The 15,024-nt window shown below is 70.0% G+C and carries 17 protein-coding genes and 1 pseudogene; 8 read left to right on the forward strand and 10 right to left on the reverse strand.

Features of this window, described 5'->3' with window-relative positions; genetic code table 11:
* Positions 1–39: 39 nt before the first annotated feature.
* Complete coding sequence (locus tag D3105_RS02155) at positions 40–498, reverse strand: MarR family winged helix-turn-helix transcriptional regulator (RefSeq protein ID WP_118899420.1); 459 nt, start codon at positions 496–498, stop codon at positions 40–42.
* 140 nt (positions 499–638) lie between these two features.
* Here D3105_RS02155 and D3105_RS02160 point away from each other — a divergent pair, with 140 nt between their 5' ends.
* Entirely contained in the window at positions 639–1,850 is a 1,212-nt protein-coding gene (locus tag D3105_RS02160) for an MFS transporter (protein WP_118899422.1), read from the forward strand.
* A gap of 110 nt (positions 1,851–1,960) precedes the next feature.
* Here the strand turns inward: D3105_RS02160 and D3105_RS02165 are convergent, their stop codons facing one another.
* From D3105_RS02165 to D3105_RS02185, 5 genes and pseudogenes are all read right to left on the reverse strand, one after another.
* Positions 1,961–2,887, reverse strand: a complete 927-nt coding sequence (locus D3105_RS02165) for a GNAT family N-acetyltransferase (protein ID WP_118899424.1) — start codon at positions 2,885–2,887, stop codon at positions 1,961–1,963.
* A 4-nt stretch (positions 2,888–2,891) separates the two neighbouring features.
* Positions 2,892–3,418 (reverse strand): annotated as a pseudogene (locus D3105_RS02170) (DUF2269 domain-containing protein).
* 119 nt (positions 3,419–3,537) lie between these two features.
* Positions 3,538–4,017 (reverse strand): NUDIX domain-containing protein, encoded by a 480-nt coding sequence (locus D3105_RS02175; protein WP_010060465.1) that lies wholly within the window; start codon positions 4,015–4,017, stop codon positions 3,538–3,540.
* A gap of 56 nt (positions 4,018–4,073) precedes the next feature.
* The gene (locus D3105_RS02180; RefSeq protein ID WP_118899427.1) at positions 4,074–5,198 is read right to left on the reverse strand and encodes a cystathionine gamma-lyase; all 1,125 of its coding nucleotides are present in this window, start codon (positions 5,196–5,198) and stop codon (positions 4,074–4,076) included.
* 138 nt (positions 5,199–5,336) lie between these two features.
* Positions 5,337–5,714: a phage holin family protein gene (locus D3105_RS02185; protein WP_030707384.1), complete on the reverse strand. Its 378-nt coding sequence runs from the start codon at positions 5,712–5,714 to the stop codon at positions 5,337–5,339.
* 88 nt (positions 5,715–5,802) lie between these two features.
* On the opposite strand from D3105_RS02185, the gene D3105_RS02190 reads away from it, so the two are divergent.
* The 4 genes from D3105_RS02190 to D3105_RS02205 all read left to right on the forward strand — a co-directional run bounded on the left by D3105_RS02190 (position 5,803) and on the right by D3105_RS02205 (position 8,175).
* On the forward strand, positions 5,803–6,120 hold the full coding sequence (locus D3105_RS02190) for a cupin domain-containing protein (RefSeq protein ID WP_118899429.1): 318 nt from the start codon (positions 5,803–5,805) through the stop codon (positions 6,118–6,120).
* Between the two features lie 155 nt (positions 6,121–6,275).
* Complete coding sequence (locus D3105_RS02195) at positions 6,276–6,488, forward strand: DUF5326 family protein (protein WP_029182270.1); 213 nt, start codon at positions 6,276–6,278, stop codon at positions 6,486–6,488.
* A 371-nt stretch (positions 6,489–6,859) separates the two neighbouring features.
* A complete protein-coding gene (locus D3105_RS02200; protein WP_276311770.1) occupies positions 6,860–7,636 on the forward strand; it encodes an IclR family transcriptional regulator in 777 nt (258 codons plus the stop codon).
* Between the two features lie 101 nt (positions 7,637–7,737).
* Complete coding sequence (locus D3105_RS02205; RefSeq protein ID WP_029182272.1) at positions 7,738–8,175, forward strand: SsgA family sporulation/cell division regulator; 438 nt, start codon at positions 7,738–7,740, stop codon at positions 8,173–8,175.
* Between the two features lie 64 nt (positions 8,176–8,239).
* Here D3105_RS02205 and D3105_RS02210 read toward each other — a convergent pair whose 3' ends face one another.
* Positions 8,240–9,586, reverse strand: a complete 1,347-nt coding sequence (locus D3105_RS02210; protein WP_118899434.1) for a YibE/F family protein — start codon at positions 9,584–9,586, stop codon at positions 8,240–8,242.
* A 198-nt stretch (positions 9,587–9,784) separates the two neighbouring features.
* Here D3105_RS02210 and thiC point away from each other — a divergent pair, with 198 nt between their 5' ends.
* Positions 9,785–11,575 carry a phosphomethylpyrimidine synthase ThiC gene (gene thiC, locus D3105_RS02215; RefSeq protein WP_118899436.1) on the forward strand — a complete coding sequence of 597 codons (1,791 nt, stop codon included), beginning with the start codon at positions 9,785–9,787 and terminating at the stop codon, positions 11,573–11,575.
* On the opposite strand, the gene D3105_RS02220 is transcribed toward thiC, so the two are convergent.
* Positions 11,554–11,802 carry a hypothetical protein gene (locus tag D3105_RS02220; RefSeq protein ID WP_123947558.1) on the reverse strand — a complete coding sequence of 83 codons (249 nt, stop codon included), beginning with the start codon at positions 11,800–11,802 and terminating at the stop codon, positions 11,554–11,556. The two genes, thiC and D3105_RS02220, sit on opposite strands and share 22 nt — an antisense overlap.
* Positions 11,803–11,854: 52 nt before the next feature.
* On the opposite strand from D3105_RS02220, the gene D3105_RS34425 reads away from it, so the two are divergent.
* Entirely contained in the window at positions 11,855–12,010 is a 156-nt protein-coding gene (locus D3105_RS34425; RefSeq protein ID WP_165890953.1) for a hypothetical protein, read from the forward strand.
* Positions 12,011–12,227: 217 nt separating this feature from the next.
* On the forward strand, positions 12,228–12,584 hold the full coding sequence (locus D3105_RS02225; protein WP_118899441.1) for a DUF805 domain-containing protein: 357 nt from the start codon (positions 12,228–12,230) through the stop codon (positions 12,582–12,584).
* A gap of 91 nt (positions 12,585–12,675) precedes the next feature.
* On the opposite strand, the gene D3105_RS02230 is transcribed toward D3105_RS02225, so the two are convergent.
* A complete protein-coding gene (locus D3105_RS02230; RefSeq protein WP_118899443.1) occupies positions 12,676–13,515 on the reverse strand; it encodes a hypothetical protein in 840 nt (279 codons plus the stop codon).
* Positions 13,516–13,718: 203 nt separating this feature from the next.
* The gene (locus D3105_RS02235; protein ID WP_412080964.1) at positions 13,719–14,915 is read right to left on the reverse strand and encodes a metallophosphoesterase; all 1,197 of its coding nucleotides are present in this window, start codon (positions 14,913–14,915) and stop codon (positions 13,719–13,721) included.
* Positions 14,916–15,024 lie beyond the last annotated feature (109 nt).

Raw genomic sequence — 15,024 nt, forward strand, 5'->3', positions numbered from 1 at the left:
GGCATCTTAGGGCGGGCACCACCAGGGCGCCGGGGTCGGTCAGGCCGGGGCCTTCAGCTCTTCGACCGCCCTGACCAGAGGGGCGAGCTCCGGGTTCTCGGCCGCCTCGTCCAGGGCCGCCCGCAGCGCGCTGTCGTTCGTCGGCCGGGCGGTCTCCAGCAGGGCGAGTCCGGCCTCGGTGACGTCGGTGTAGATGCCCCGACGGTCGGTGTCGCACAGATACCGGGTCAGCAGCCCACGGTCCTCGAGCCGGGTGACGAGCCGGGTGGTGGCGCTCTGGCTGAGGACGACGGCGTCGGCGACCTGCTTCATCTGCAGATGCCCGCCGACCCCGTTGTGCTGCCGACTCAACACGTCGAGCAGGGAGTACTCGCGTGCGCTGAGCCCGTGGCCGGCCTGGAGGGCCCGCTCGATACGGGCCTCGATCTTCCCGTGGAGCAGCGAGAGCGTGCACCAGCTCTGGGCGATGGCGGTCAGGGCGGGGTCGGTCGCCGTCATGTCTCTCTCCTCCGTGCGGGAGCGGTGTGACTCCAGGATAGGGGACATCCGCAATATCCCGCGTTTGCAATTAACCAGCGTCTGCAATTATTGTGGACGCCTGCAAGGCGCATACGCAATCTTCAGGGAAGGTCAAACCCATGCCGCTAGCGCTCCTCGCTCTCGCCATCGGGGCATTCGGGATCGGAACGACCGAGTTTGTGATCATGGGGTTGCTCCCCGAGGTCGCCGGTGATTTCCAGGTCTCGATCCCGACCGCGGGCTTCCTGGTGACCGGCTACGCGCTCGGTGTGGTCCTCGGAGCCCCACTGATGACGCTGCTGGGCACCCGTGTCACCCGTAAGCGCATGCTGATGCTCCTCATGGGGCTGTTCGTCGTGGGCAACGTGGTGTCCGCGCTCGCTCCGTTCTTCGGCGTCATGCTCGCCGGACGCGTGATCGCCTCCCTCGCCCACGGTGCCTTCTTCGGCATCGGCTCGGTGGTCGCGGCCGATCTGGTCGCCCCGCAGAAGAAGGCCGGGGCCATCGCCATGATGTTCACCGGACTCACCGTCGCCAACGTCGTCGGCGTTCCCCTCGGCACGTTCATCGGACAGACCGCGGGCTGGCGGACCACGTTCCTCGTCGTCGCCGCCCTGGGGGTCGTGGGACTGCTCGGCGTCGCGAAGCTCGTCCCGGAGCAGCCCAAGGCGGAAGGCGTACGCATCCGCCACGAGCTGGCCGCGTTCCGCAACGTCCAGGTCCTGCTGGCGATGGCCATGACCGTCCTGGGCTTCGGCGGAGTCTTCGCCGCGATCACCTACATCACCCCGATGATGACCGAGGTCGCCGGTTACTCGGACTCGTCCGTCACCTGGCTGCTGGTCCTCTTCGGCCTCGGCATGGTGGGCGGCAACCTGATCGGCGGGAAGTTCGCCGACCGCCGTCTGATGCCCCTGCTGTACGTGTCGCTCGGTGCGCTCGCCGTGGTCCTCGGCCTGTTCACCGTGACCGCCCACAACAAGGTCGCCGCGGCCGTCACCATCGTCCTGATCGGCGCTCTGGGCTTCGCGACCGTGCCGCCGCTGCAGAAGCGGGTCCTCGACCAGGCGGCGGGTGCGCCGACGCTGGCCTCCGCGGTCAACATCGGGGCCTTCAACCTCGGCAACGCGCTGTCCGCCTGGATCGGCGGTCTCGTCATCGCGGCCGGCCTCGGCTACACGGCCCCCAACTGGGTCGGCGCCGCGCTCGCCGCCTCGGCGCTGGTCCTGGCGGTGCTCTCCAGCGTCCTGGAGCGCCGGGAGACCGGGAAGGGCCGCGTTGTCACCGGGGGCAGCCCCGAACCGGCCCCCGTGGCGGCCGCCCGGCACTGAGCCCGGCCCCCGTGCCCGCGCACCGGCCGCACTGCGGCGCAGCCGTCCTGCGAACAGGCGCAACGTGATGCAGCCGCGCCGCCCCCCCAGGCGGTGCGGCTGTTTCCGTGTCAGCCCGTCGCGACGGTGAGCGGAGCGAACCTGCGGGTGGCGTCGCCGGGCAGATCCGGGATGCCGTACGTCATCACGGTGGTCCGGGAGAGGGGCTCCAGGCCGTGCTCCGTCAGCCAGCCGAGCAACTCCTTGTGCCGGGCGTCGACGTCGGCGCGCAGCGGCCGGTCCGTCGTGGTGGCCAGGGCCGCGACCAGGGCCTGCGCGGTGGGCGTGTCCCGTGCGATCAGCGGCCCCACCACCGCGGCCTGCCCGCTCGGCCAGAGCGCCGCGTAGCCGACCAGCTCGCCGTGCTCCTCGGCGACCTGGAGCCGGTCGGAGAAGGCGGGCAGCCGGGCGAGGAGATGCGTCCGGTCGGTGCCGAACACGGGGAGGTCGAGCCGGACCATTGCCTGCAGATCGTCCGCCGCTGCGGGCCGGGTGGTCACGGACGAGGCCGACGACGGAAGCGCCGACGAGGAGGGGGCGACAGAGGCGGAGACCGCAGGGGAGCCGCCCGAGCCGATCGCTTCGAAACGGCCGCCGACGCGTTCGGCCCGGCCGACGGGGGAGAAGCCGAGGTCTTCGTAGAGCGGCTGCCCCTGCTCCGTGGCGTACAGGGCGAGCGGGGTGTCCGCCACCATCTCCATCACATGCCGCATGAGCCGACGGGCGATCCCCTGACGGGCGTAGCGTCCGGCGACGAGCATCATGCCGACGGCGGTGAGGTCGGATCCGTAGGGCATGGTCAGGCAGGTTGCCGCCAGACCCTTGCCGTCCGGGGCGTCGATCCCGTACCCGGTACCGGCCGAGAGGAGCAGCCCCCACCGGTGTTCGTCGCGCGGCCAGCCGCGGTCCTCGCAGAGATCGGCGCAGGGGACCAGGTCTCCCCGGTTCAGGCGTCGGATCGGCAGGTCGACGAGGGAGCGGGGTGAAGGGCTGTGCATGGGGTCAGGCTGTCTGACGGGGTGATCGCGCGTCCACCGATTTCGCGGAACTGGCCGAGAACCGCAACCGCCTGCCGCGCCGGGTGAGCCCCCAGGCCTTGAGGATCGAGATCGCGGTGATGAAGAGATAGGTGGCGGTGGCCACCGACGGCGCGATCACGAGGTTGATGTCGACGGCTCCGTCGGCGGCCGCCGCGTCGATCCCGGGGCGCAGGGAGAAGACCGACAGGCCCGTCGTGATCAGGTCAGCCAGAACTTCGTCCACACCCAGCGATGCCGGGCCAGGACCCATGGAGTGCCCAGCGCCAGCACCAGGCCGCTGACCAGGGCGAGCAGCGCCACCGGAACCACCAGCCAGTCCCCGAAGATCTTCATGGCCCGGGTGGCGGCCCCCACGGTGGCGGGATCTCCGGTGGCGAACGCGGTGATGCCGAGCGCCAGCAGACCGACGGTCAGGCCGAGCCAGCTGACGCTGACGGCGACATGGGCGACGAGGGGCCCTCGGCGTACGGGGCGCTTGAGTGGTTTCACGTGAAACACGATGCCGAGCCCGGCCGCCCCGGGTCGTCCCGCAGCGGGAGTATCCAGGGGTACCGGCCGGGGAGTACACACCCCGGCCGGTACCGGGGCGTGGCCCCGTCGCGGGGACGTCAGCCCAGGTCGGGGGCGTGCATCGCGCGTACGCCTTCGATGTTGCCGTCCAGGTAGTGCCGCAGGGACAGCGGGACGAGGTGCACGGCCGCGATCCCGACCCGGCTGAACGGCACCCGGACGATCTCGTACTCCCCGGTGGGCTCGTCGATCTCCGGGCCGTGCCGCAGGGAGACGTCCATCGACGCCAGCCGGCAGACGAAGAAGTGCTGGACCTTCACCCCCGTCACGCCGCCGTCCGCGATGTGCTCCACGGTGTCGACGAAGCACGGGACCACATCGACGATCTTGGCGCCGAGCTCCTCGTCGACCTCGCGGTGGAGCGCGTCGACGACGGTGGCGTCCTCCGGCTCGACCCCGCCGCCGGGAGTGAGCCAGTACGGATCGACTCCCGGCTTCGTGCGCTTGATCAGGATGAGATCGTCGCCGTCGAGCAGGACGGCGCGTGCGGTGCGCTTGACCACAGGGCGTTCGGTCATGGCAAGAGCGTGGCCCGTGGAGAGCCGTCTGAAACTCCCCCGGCCCACGACAGGCCCTACCGGACCGCGGCGTCCAGCGCCTGTTCCACGTCGGCGAGCAGGTCCTCGGGGTCTTCCGCGCCGACCGAGAAGCGGATGAAGCCCTCCGCGACGGCGTCGCCGCCCCAGCGGCCGCGGCGCTCCGCGGTGGATCGGACGCCGCCGAAGCTCGTCGCGTCGTCGACCAGGCGCAGCGCGGTCAGGAACCGTTCCGCGGTGTCCCGGTCGGCCAGTTCGAAGGAGACGACGGATCCGAAGCGCCGCATCTGGCGTGTGGCGACGGCGTACGACGGGTCGGTGGTCAGCCCCGGATACCGCAGGCCCGTCACCTCCGTCCGCTCGGCCAGGACCTCGGCGAGGGCGAGGGCGGTGGTGCACTGCCGGTCGATGCGCAGCTGGAGGGTCGACAGAGAGCGGTGGGCGAGCCACGCCTCCATCGGTCCGGGGATCGCCCCGACGACCTTGCGCCAGCGCCGTACGTCCGCCGTCAGCCGGGGGTCGCGGCAGGTGACATGGCCGAGCAGGATGTCGCCGTGGCCGGTCATGCCCTTGGTGTCACTGGCGACGGAGAAGTCGGCGCCCAGCTCCAACGGACGCTGGCCGATCGGGGTGGCCAGGGTGTTGTCGACGGCGACCAGGGCGCCCGCCGTGTGTGCGGCCTCGACCAGCCGCCGGATGTCGCAGACGTCCAGGCCCGGGTTGGACGGACTCTCGATCCACAGAAGCTTCGCCCCGGTCAGCAGGGCCAGCTGGGCGTCGCCCCCGGTCGGCGCGGTCCGGACCTCGACCCCGTACGCCGCCAGCTGCTCCCGTACGAGGGGGAGCGCCTGGTAGCCGTCGTCGGGCAGGACCACGGCGTCGCCCGAGCGGACCTGGGAGAGCAGCACCGCGGTGATGGCCGCCATGCCCGAGGCGAACACCGTCGTGCCCACGTCCTCGCCGGGAGCCTCCAGCTCACCGATGGCCCGCTCCAGATGGGACCAGGTCGGGTTGGTCTCCCGGCCGTAGGTGTACGGGCCCACCGGGTCGCCGGAGAGGTGGAAGTGCGCGGCGAAGACGGGGCCGGGCAGTGTGGGTTCGAACTGCTCCGGTTCCGGAAGCCCGGCGCGTACCGCACGTGTTCCGTCGCCCATGGTGCTCATGCCCTGCTCCTTCGCTGCTCTCCCCGGTGGAGACCGGTGTCCCCTGCACTCTTCCAGAGAGGTCGGGAGGAGCCTTCCGCCGCGTACCGGAATCCCGAATGCTGGGATCCGGGAGTGCCGGAACCCGGGATCCCCGGGTCAGTTCTCGTCGGGCAGGACGACATTGAGCGCCCAGGACACGACCGAGATGATCAGTCCGCCGAGCACCGCCGTCCAGAACCCCTCGACGTGGAAGCTGAGATCGACCACACCGGCCAGCCATGAGGTCAGCAACAGCATCAGGGCGTTGACCACCAGGGTGATCAACCCCAGCGTCAGGATGAACAACGGGAAGGTCAGGAGCTGGACCACCGGCTTCACCAGAGAGTTCACCAGCCCGAAGATCAGCGCCACCAGGATCAGGGTGAGGGCCTTGCGGCCCGTGCTGCCGCCTTCCAGCGTGATGTTGCCGATCAGCCAGATGGCCACGGCCAGCGCACCCGCGTTGGCGATCGTCTTGACTACGAAATTCTTCATGTGTCTGATCGTGGCAGACCTGATCGGTGGTGGACACCGACAGCACAGGTACAGCCGACAGCACGGGCACAAGGGGCGGGACGGGCACATGAAGGCATTCAGACTGGACGAGCTGGAGGCGGAGCGGGCCGCCAACGACGGCGCCTATCTGCAGTTCGTGCGGGAGCGCAACATGTCGGTCGGTCTGTACGCCCTGGACGCGGGAGAGGTCGATCCGCAGCAGCCCCACCAGCAGGACGAGGTGTACTTCGTCGTCAGCGGACGTGCGTCGATCACGGTGGGGATGGAGACGACGCAGGTCGGCAGGGGAAGTGTCGTCTATGTGCCCGCGGGTGTGGCCCACAAGTTCCACCACATCACCGAGGACCTCAGGGTGATGGTCGTCTTCTCGCCGCCGGAGGGCTGAGCCGCCCGCCCCGGGCCCTCCGGGAGCGCGTGTTCCCCTCGGGGATCCCTAGGGGCTTGATCAGGGGTCTTCAAGGGCTGCACGCGCCCGCCGCGGGCCTTCGCGCCTTTAGCATCGAGGCAAGGACTCAGAGAGACGAGGTAGAGGCGATGGCCGTGCGGGAGATATTCGCGGGAATGCCCTGGTGGGTGAAGTGGATCGCGGTGCCCGTCATTGCGATCTTCGTGTTCGGCGGTCTGATCGCCAGCGTGGTCGGCTTCGTGATCGGCCTGCTCTTCAAGGCGCTGATCTTCGTCGTGCTGGTCGGCGGACTGATCTTCGTCGTCCGCAAGTTCATGTCGTCGTCGTCCTCGCGCGGTGACTGGTAGCCCACGGGACGGCCGGTGTGCCCCGGACCGCGGGCCGGCGCGGGGGCCGGCCTGTCCCGTCCGGCCCGGGTGGGATTAGCCCAGCAGAGCTAAGTCCAGGAGGAAACCACCCGTCTGCCGCAGGCGGCCGATACAGTGGCAAACCGCTGCCGCCATCCGGAATGTGACCTTCCGTCACCTTGTCGATCACCTGATCGCTCCTGGGTACGACAGTCCGGTCGTTGGCCTCCGAACGCCGGCGCCCGGATCGGTCCTCGCCGCTCACGGTCACCGGATCTCCGGTCCCCTCCGGCCCTCGGGATCGCGGCAGGCCCGTGGGGGCGGCCCCCACGGGAGGGCCGACGGCCCGTCACCATGCCTGGGGGTGACCTTTGACCACGGCATCGAGCACCGCTGTTCCGACGTTGATCGGTTCGGTTCAGCGGGCATTGAGGCTGCTGGAGGCTGTGGGCGCTCATCGGGACGGGGCGCCTGCCAAGCAACTGGCGCGGGAGGCGGGGCTTCCGCTTCCGACCGCGTACCACTTGCTGCGCACCCTCACCCATGAGGGCTATCTCCGCCGTGAGAACGGTGTCTTCCTCTTCGGCGCGGCCGCCGAGAACCTGACCGCGGCGTCCGGGGCCAGGAGCCGCCCGCGCCCCATCTCCGTCGCCGACTCCCTCGACCGCTGGCGGGACGTCATCGGGGCGCCGGTGTACTGCGCCGTCTACTGCGACGGCGAGATCGACCTCATCGCGGTGGCGGACGCCCCCGACACCCCGGCGGTGGAGGAGTGGGCCTCTTTCCGGGAGACCGGCCACGCGCACGCCATCGGCCAGTGCCTGCTCGCCCAGCTCGACGAGAGGGCCCGCGAGGATCACCTTGACCGGCACCCCGTTCGGCCCCTCACCCGTTACTCAGTGCGAGATCGCGCCACACTTCTGGAACGGCTGCGCACCCTCCGACGAGGTGAACCGGTCATCGAACGCCAGGAGTACGCACTGGGGACCGTCTGCGCCGCGATTCCGGTCACGGCCGGTGCCACCATTGCGGCGATGGCCATTTCCGTACCCCTGGACCGGGAAGATCGGTTGCTGCCCGCAGTCGAACAGCTACGTGGCGAAGTCGCCAGCCTCTTGCGTTCGTTCGTGTTCTCTATCAGTATCTGAAAAATCACTCCTTGTGATCTGCTATCGCGTGCACCACGATGGCGTCAATAGGGCCATGGGGGATCATTCCTGGCCAGTTTCATCTACTGCGGGGTTGAACGATGCGCGAGTCGGTTCAAGCAGAGGTCATGATGAGCTTCCTCGTCTCCGAGGAGCTCTCGTTCCGTATTCCGGTGGAGCTCCGGTACGAGGTCGGCGATCCGTACGCCGTCCGGATGACGTTCCACCTGCCCGGCGATGCCCCTGTGACCTGGGCGTTCGGACGTGAACTGCTGCTGGACGGGCTCAACAGCCCGAGCGGCGACGGAGATGTGCACATCGGCCCGACCGAGCCCGAGGGGCTCGGAGATGTGCACATCCGGCTTCAGGTCGGCGCGGATCGCGCACTGTTCCGGGCGGGGACGGCGCCGCTGGTGGCGTTTCTCGACCGGACGGACAAGCTCGTCCCGCTCGGCCAGGAGCACACGCTGGGTGACTTCGACGGCAACCTGGAGGACGCGCTCGGCCGCATCCTCGCCGAGGAGCAGAACGCCGGCTGACCGGGCGCACCCTGCCTTTCCGCCCGCTCGTCCCCGCGGCTCGCCCCCGCGTCCCGGCGGCCCGTCACCCCGTCTTACGGCGACGGCCCCGGCCGGTCCGCGCGGGTGCGGCCGTAGCCGCCTGTGGGCCGCCCGACCCCGCGCGGTCCGCGGAGACGACCAGCGCGGCGAGCACCGTGGTCACCGGCACCGAGGCGACCAGTCCGATCGACCCGACCAGCGTGCGGACGATCTCCTCGGCGACCAGCTCGCTGTTGGCCACCGTCCCCACACTGCTCTGGGCGATGGAGAAGAGCAGCAGCAGCGGCAGCGCCGCGCCCGCGTACGCCAGCACCAGGGTGTTGACCACCGAGGCGATGTGGTCCCTGCCGATTCTGATCCCTGCCCGGTACAGCCCCTTCCAACCCATCTCCGGGTCAGCCTGGTGCAGTTCCCAGACCGCGGAGGTCTGGGTGACCGTCACATCGTCGAGCACGCCGAGCGAACCGATGATGACACCGGCCAGCAGCAGACCGCTCATGTCGATGTCCGGGTAGAGGCCGTGGATGAGGCCGGTGTTGTCGTCGGTGTTGCCGCTGAGGCTGGCCCAGCCGATGAACAGGGAGCCCAGCAGCCCGATCAGCAGCAGCGAGATCAGCGTGCCGACGACCGCGACCGACGTACGGGCCGTCACCCCGTGGCACAGATAGAGGGCCGCCAGCATGATCGCGCTGGCCCCGATCACCGCCACGACCAGCGGATTCGAGCCCTGCAGGATCGCCGGCAGGATGAACAGCGTCAGCACGGCGAACGACACGGCCAGCGCCACCAGCGCCATCACGCCGCGCATCCGGCCGACCAGGACCACCGCCAGGGCGAAGATCCCGGCCAGCAGCGCCATCGGGACCTTCCGGTTCACATCGGTCACGGAGTACTGGAGGTCGCGCGGCGCGTCGGGGGCGTACGCGACGACCACGCCCTGACCCTCCTTCAACTGGCGTGGGGCGTCCGGCTGGACCACCTCGACGAACCTGCGGCCCTTGTCGTCGCCGCTGGTCACCTCGATGGTGGCCTTCGCGCATTCCCCTTCCTGCTCGTTGACGGCCTCCCGCCCGGAGGGCGTGGAGGTGTCACCGGTCGGGGGCACCTGCGCGGCGTTGACGTCCGCGCAGTCGACCTTGACGACCTGGACGACCTTGCCGTCCTGGGTCTGCCGGTCGAATCCGACACCGGTGCGCTCGTGGTCGGGCACGCCGCCGGGCCAGAACGCGATCAGGCCGACGACGACCGCCGTGGCGAACGGGATCACCACGGCGGCGATGACCTTGCGCAGATGCCGGGAGACGGGGGCGGCCGGCCCGTGGCTGTGCGTGTGGGCGTGGGTGTGGCCCTGGGGCGGCTGGGGTGCGGGGTCGCTTTGAGGGGAGGTCACGGGGCGATCATCGCAAGAACGGGAGGGCCCTCTGGTCAGCTCGCCGGAAAGGACGCTAGCGTGGAGGCACCTTTGCACACGCGGGAGCTCGGAGCACCGGGCTGAGAGGGCGCTGGGATCGCCGTACATCCGTACGGGACACGCTGCGCCGACCGCCGAACCTGTTACCGGGTAATGCCGGCGTAGGGAGTAGGTCTCATGACCACATCGGACGCACGCACGCCTGCCTCGAAACAGAACGCCGAGCACGAGGGCGACGAGGCCGGGAAGTCCATCGGCTGGCACAAGGGGTACGTCCAGGGCTCGCGCCCGGACCTCCGGGTGCCGGTCCGACAGGTGCACCTCACCAACGGCAAGGACGTGACGCTGTACGACACGTCGGGGCCGTACACCGATCCCGCCATCGACACCGATGTCCGCCGGGGCCTCGCGCCTCTGCGGGAGAACTGGATCATCGCCCGCGGCGACACCGAGGAGTACGCGGGGCGCCCGGCCCGCCCGGAGGACGACGGGGTGAAGCACACCTCGCCGCGCGGCGGGCTGCGCAACCTCGACGCGGTCTTCCCCGGCCGCCCGCGCCAGCCGCGCCGCAGTCGCGACGGGCGCCCCGTCACCCAGCTCGCGTACGCCCGGCGGGGGGAGATCACCCCGGAGATGGAGTACGTGGCGATCCGGGAGAACGTCGAGGCCGAGGTCGTACGGGAGGAGATCGCGGCGGGCCGGGCGGTGCTGCCGGCCAACGTCAACCACCCCGAGATCGAGCCGATGATCATCGGCAAGCGGTTCCTGGTGAAGGTCAACGCCAACATCGGCAACTCGGCCGTCACCTCCTCCATCGAGGAGGAGGTGGACAAGATGACCTGGGCGACCCAGTGGGGTGCCGACACGGTCATGGACCTGTCCACCGGCCGCAACATCCACACCACCCGCGAGTGGGTGCTGCGCAACTCCCCCGTGCCGATCGGCACCGTCCCGCTCTACCAGGCCCTGGAGAAGGTCGACGGCCGGGCCGAGGAGCTGACCTGGGAGATCTACAAGGACACCGTCATCGAGCAGGCCGAGCAGGGCGTGGACTACATGACGGTGCACGCCGGAGTGCGCCTGCCGTACGTCCCGCTGACGGCCCGTCGCAAGACCGGGATCGTCTCGCGCGGCGGCTCGATCATGGCGGCCTGGTGCCTGGCGCACCACAAGGAGTCGTTCCTCTACGAGCATTTCGAGGAGCTCTGCGAGATCCTCGCGACGTACGACGTCACGTACTCGCTGGGCGACGGGCTGCGTCCCGGTTCGATCGCGGACGCCAACGACGAGGCGCAGTTCGCGGAGCTGCGCACGCTGGGCGAGCTGAACACGATCGCCAAGCGGTTCGGCGTACAGACCATGATCGAGGGCCCCGGGCATGTCCCCATGCACAAGATCAAGGAGAACATCGACCTCCAGCAGGAGATCTGCGAGGAGGCGCCGTTCTACACGCTCGGCCCGCTGACCACGGATGTCGCTCCCGCCTACGACCACATCACGTCGGGCATCGGCGCCGCGATGATCGCGTGGTGGGGCACGGCGATGCTCTGTTACGTCACGCCCAAGGAGCACCTGGGGCTGCCGAACCGGGACGACGTGAAGACGGGCGTGATCACCTACAAGATCGCCGCCCACGCGGCGGACCTGGCCAAGGGGCACCCGGGCGCCCAGGAGTGGGACGACGCGCTCTCGGACGCGCGGTTCGAGTTCCGCTGGGAGGACCAGTTCAATCTGGCCCTCGACCCGGACACGGCCCGGGAGTTCCACGACGAGACGCTGCCCGCCGAACCGGCGAAGACGGCGCACTTCTGCTCGATGTGCGGGCCGAAGTTCTGCTCGATGAAGATCTCGCAGGACATCCGCCGTCAGCACGGTGGTTCGCAGGAGGAGATCGAGGAGGGCATGGCCGCGAAGTCGAAGGAGTTCGCGGCCGCGGGCAACCGGGTCTACCTGCCGATCGCGGACTGACCCGATCGCGGGGCGTGAAGCGCCCGGATCTGCGCGGCGCCCCGGGTTTCCGGCCCGGGGCGCCGCGCAGGCATGCGCCGGTCGTGCGGATCAGCCTGGGGCAGTTCGCCGCGGCCGATGGCGCGGATGCGGTCGATCTGCACCTGAGCGGCGTGCCGCGCCTTCACGGAGCCGCGGTTCTGTTCGGCGAGCCCCTTCGACGCGGTGCCGGCCGCGGCCACTTCCACGTCGNGCGCCCCGGGCCGGAAGCCCGGGGCGCCGCGCAGGCATGCGCCGGTCGTGCGGATCAGCCTGGGGCAGTTCGCCGCGGCCGATGGCGCGGATGCGGTCGATCTGCACCTGAGCGGCGTGCCGCGCCTTCACGGAGCCGCGGTTCTGTTCGGCGAGCCCCTTCGACGCGGTGCCGGCCGCGGCCACTTCCACGTCGCCGAGTGAATTATGACTCTCTGGGCAACTTAGTTGCTCTGCTTGGGATTTGACATGATTCCTGGGCTTGTTAAGCGACAGTATGGACACAGTCGTGTGGCAGCTGTATGTACGTTCAGGTAAAGGGTCAACCTGACTTGACCCGTTCCTTATCTGTGGCTTACTTTCCGGCTTGCTTGGCTGAAAGTTGGCGGCCCTGAAACAGGGCCCGGGGAGGGGAAACACAATGAACTGGTACCTGGCCGTACTCAAGAACTACGCAGGCTTCAGCGGACGCGCGCGCCGCAAGGAGTACTGGATGTTCACGCTCATCAACTTCGTCATCAGCCTGGTGCTCACGCTCATCGGCAGCGCGATCGGCGCGGAGTTCATCTCCTACATCTACTCCGTCGCGGTGATCATCCCCGCGCTCGCCGTCGCCGTCCGCCGTCTGCACGACACCGGCCGCTCCGGCTGGTGGCTGCTGATCGCGCTCGTGCCGCTGGTCGGCGCCATCGTCCTGATCGTGTTCCTCGCCTCCGAGGGCAAGCCGGAGACGAACGAGCACGGCGTCAACCCGAAGCTGTCTCCGCAGGCCATCTGATCCACCGCTCCGGTCCGTCCGGAGCATCCCTCGGGCCGGGCGCGGCACTTGCCGCCCCGGCCCTAGGTGTGTCCGGGGCAGCGCGTCGGGCTCAGTCCGGCTGGTGCTCCGGGCCGCCGAAGTCCGGGCTGGTGAAGTCGGGGCTGGTGAAGGTCGGCCGGGGTCCGGCCGCCGGGCCGTCGTCCGGGCCCGAGAAGTCCGGCCTGCTGTACCCGACCTTCGGGATGCGGTTGGGCGAGCGGTGCGGGGTCCGCGCGGCGGGCCCCGCGGTGGGGTCGGCCAGGGCGTCCCGGAAGAACGGGAGGATGCCGCGCTCCAGCAGGGCGTGGCGCCACGCCTCCCTGGCCCGCGCGACCTCCTCCGGAAGCTCCTGTTCCTCCTCCTCGGCGGCCAGGGACGTCGCGCCGTTGCGCAGGGCGGTGACGAGCAGTCCGACGGCGGCGACCAGGATCGCCGCGGCGGCGACGCAGGCGAAGAACCACCCGGCCGTGACCATGGAGCGGCCGAAGGTCAGCGACGGGCTGACCGCCTTCAGCAGATAGCCGACGAGCAGGAAGATGAGCGCCGCGGTACCGGCCAGCAGCGGGGTCAGGACCGTGATGACCGCGCCTATGCCGGCACCCGATCCGGCCGAGGTGCTCTGCGGTCCGTCCAGGCCCGGCAGCCCGTCGGCTCCTTCGGCTCCTTCGGCGCTCTGCGCCCGGCGCAGTTCGCCGCGGGCCTTGACGTAGTGCTCGTACTCGGTGGCCGCGGCCGCGGTGATCAGCGCCGTGGCGCCGAGCGCCATGGTGCGCAGCTGTTCGGTGTTGAGCCGGTCCCCGACGCCCTCCAGGTCCGGGCGTTCATGAGCGTGACGCAGTGCGTCGCCCAGGATCCGCTCGTACTCGGGTCCGTCCTCGGCCAGCAGGTGCGGAGCGCTTGTCATCTGCATCCCCCGATGCTCCGTCGGTGCCCGGCTGCCCGCGTGAACCGGGCGATCGGGCGGAAACGGAGGAGAGCCTGCCACTGATAGGCCGATGGTAGAGCGCTCACGGCAAAGGGTGACAGGGTGTTTCCAGAATTGGGCCCGGTGACGGGCCCTGCGATCGGCGAGGTCGGCGCGGGCTGAACCCGAAGCGCCTTCCCCGCCGACGGTCAGTCATGCAGCGGGAGTTGGACCACCAGCAGCTTTCCGGCCATGGTCACTCCGCCGTCCATGGCGATGGCGAGGCCGTCCGCGTACACGTGCGGACCGTTGATCACGGGGCCCGCGCCGTCCTCGCCCTCCTCCGTTCCGACCTCGCCCAGGAGGTACGGAATGGGGCTGTGACCATGGACGACGCGCTGTCCGCCGTACGTCGTCAGCAGCTCGCGCACCGCCTGGGAGCCGCCCTCGTCGCGGAAGGCGAACCGCTTGGTGAGCTTGCGGAAAAGGTCCCAGCACTCGTCGGCGTCGTTACGCGTGAGAATGGCTGTGATCGTGTCGTTGACGTCCTCGATGGTGGACCCGTAGTCGAGGTAGGCCGTCGTGTCGGAGTGCATCAGCAGATGCCCGTCCTCCTCGACGACCGCGTCGAGCCGGGACATCCACTGGAGGTGGACGTCCTGGAGGCGCTCCATGTCGGTCTTCTGCCCGCCGTTGAGCAACCAGGCCGCCTGGAAGGTGGCGGTGCCCGCCCCGGAGTTGACGGGGGTGTCGGCGAACCGCTTGGCGCCGATCAGCAGCAGTTCGTGGTTGCCCATCAGGGCCTTGCAGTAGCCGCCGGCCGCCGCCGCCTCGGCCGAGAGTCGCATGACGAGGTCGATGACCCCGATGCCGTCGGGGCCGCGGTCGGTGAAGTCGCCGAGGAACCACAGCCGGGCGTTGCCCGCGGCCCAGTTGCCGTCGGCGTCGATGAGGCCCTGTTCGCCGAGGGCTGCCAGCAGCTCGTCCAGGTAGCCGTGGACGTCGCCGACGACGAAGAGCGGGCCGCGGCCGTCGTCGGACGCGGGGCGAGGCTCGGCGACCGTCTGCACCTGCACCGTGTCGCCGCGGCGGATCACCGGGAGGTCCCGCTCGGTAGGGGTGTAGCCCTCCGGCTGCTCGTCGCCCACGACGGCGTTTCCGGGGTGCGGCGGGCGGGGCGGTGCGGGGGTGTGCGGCGGGACGGACGCGGCGGTGGGCGGCATGGGTGCGCCCGGTGCCGGGGGATGCGGATCCTGCGCATGCGGCGGCACCGAGGAAGGGGGCGCCCCCTGAGCCTGCGGTGGCACGGGTGTCTGCGCGTACGGCGGAACCCGGAAGTCACGCAACGTCGCCGTCCGCACCACGGGTTCCTGACCGGCCCCCTGAGTCATCGACCCCTCCACCACCGTCGCGCCGCCGTACACCTGACGGGCCCTGCCTGGTAGAGGTGGTCCGCGGTGTCGTGCGCCCATCATAGGAATGCGGATCGATCTGTGTGACGCACCAGGGGTGGTG

It is taken from the genome of Streptomyces globisporus (genome assembly GCF_003501885.1).
Taxonomy (GTDB): Bacteria; Actinomycetota; Actinomycetes; order Streptomycetales; family Streptomycetaceae; genus Streptomyces; species Streptomyces globisporus_D.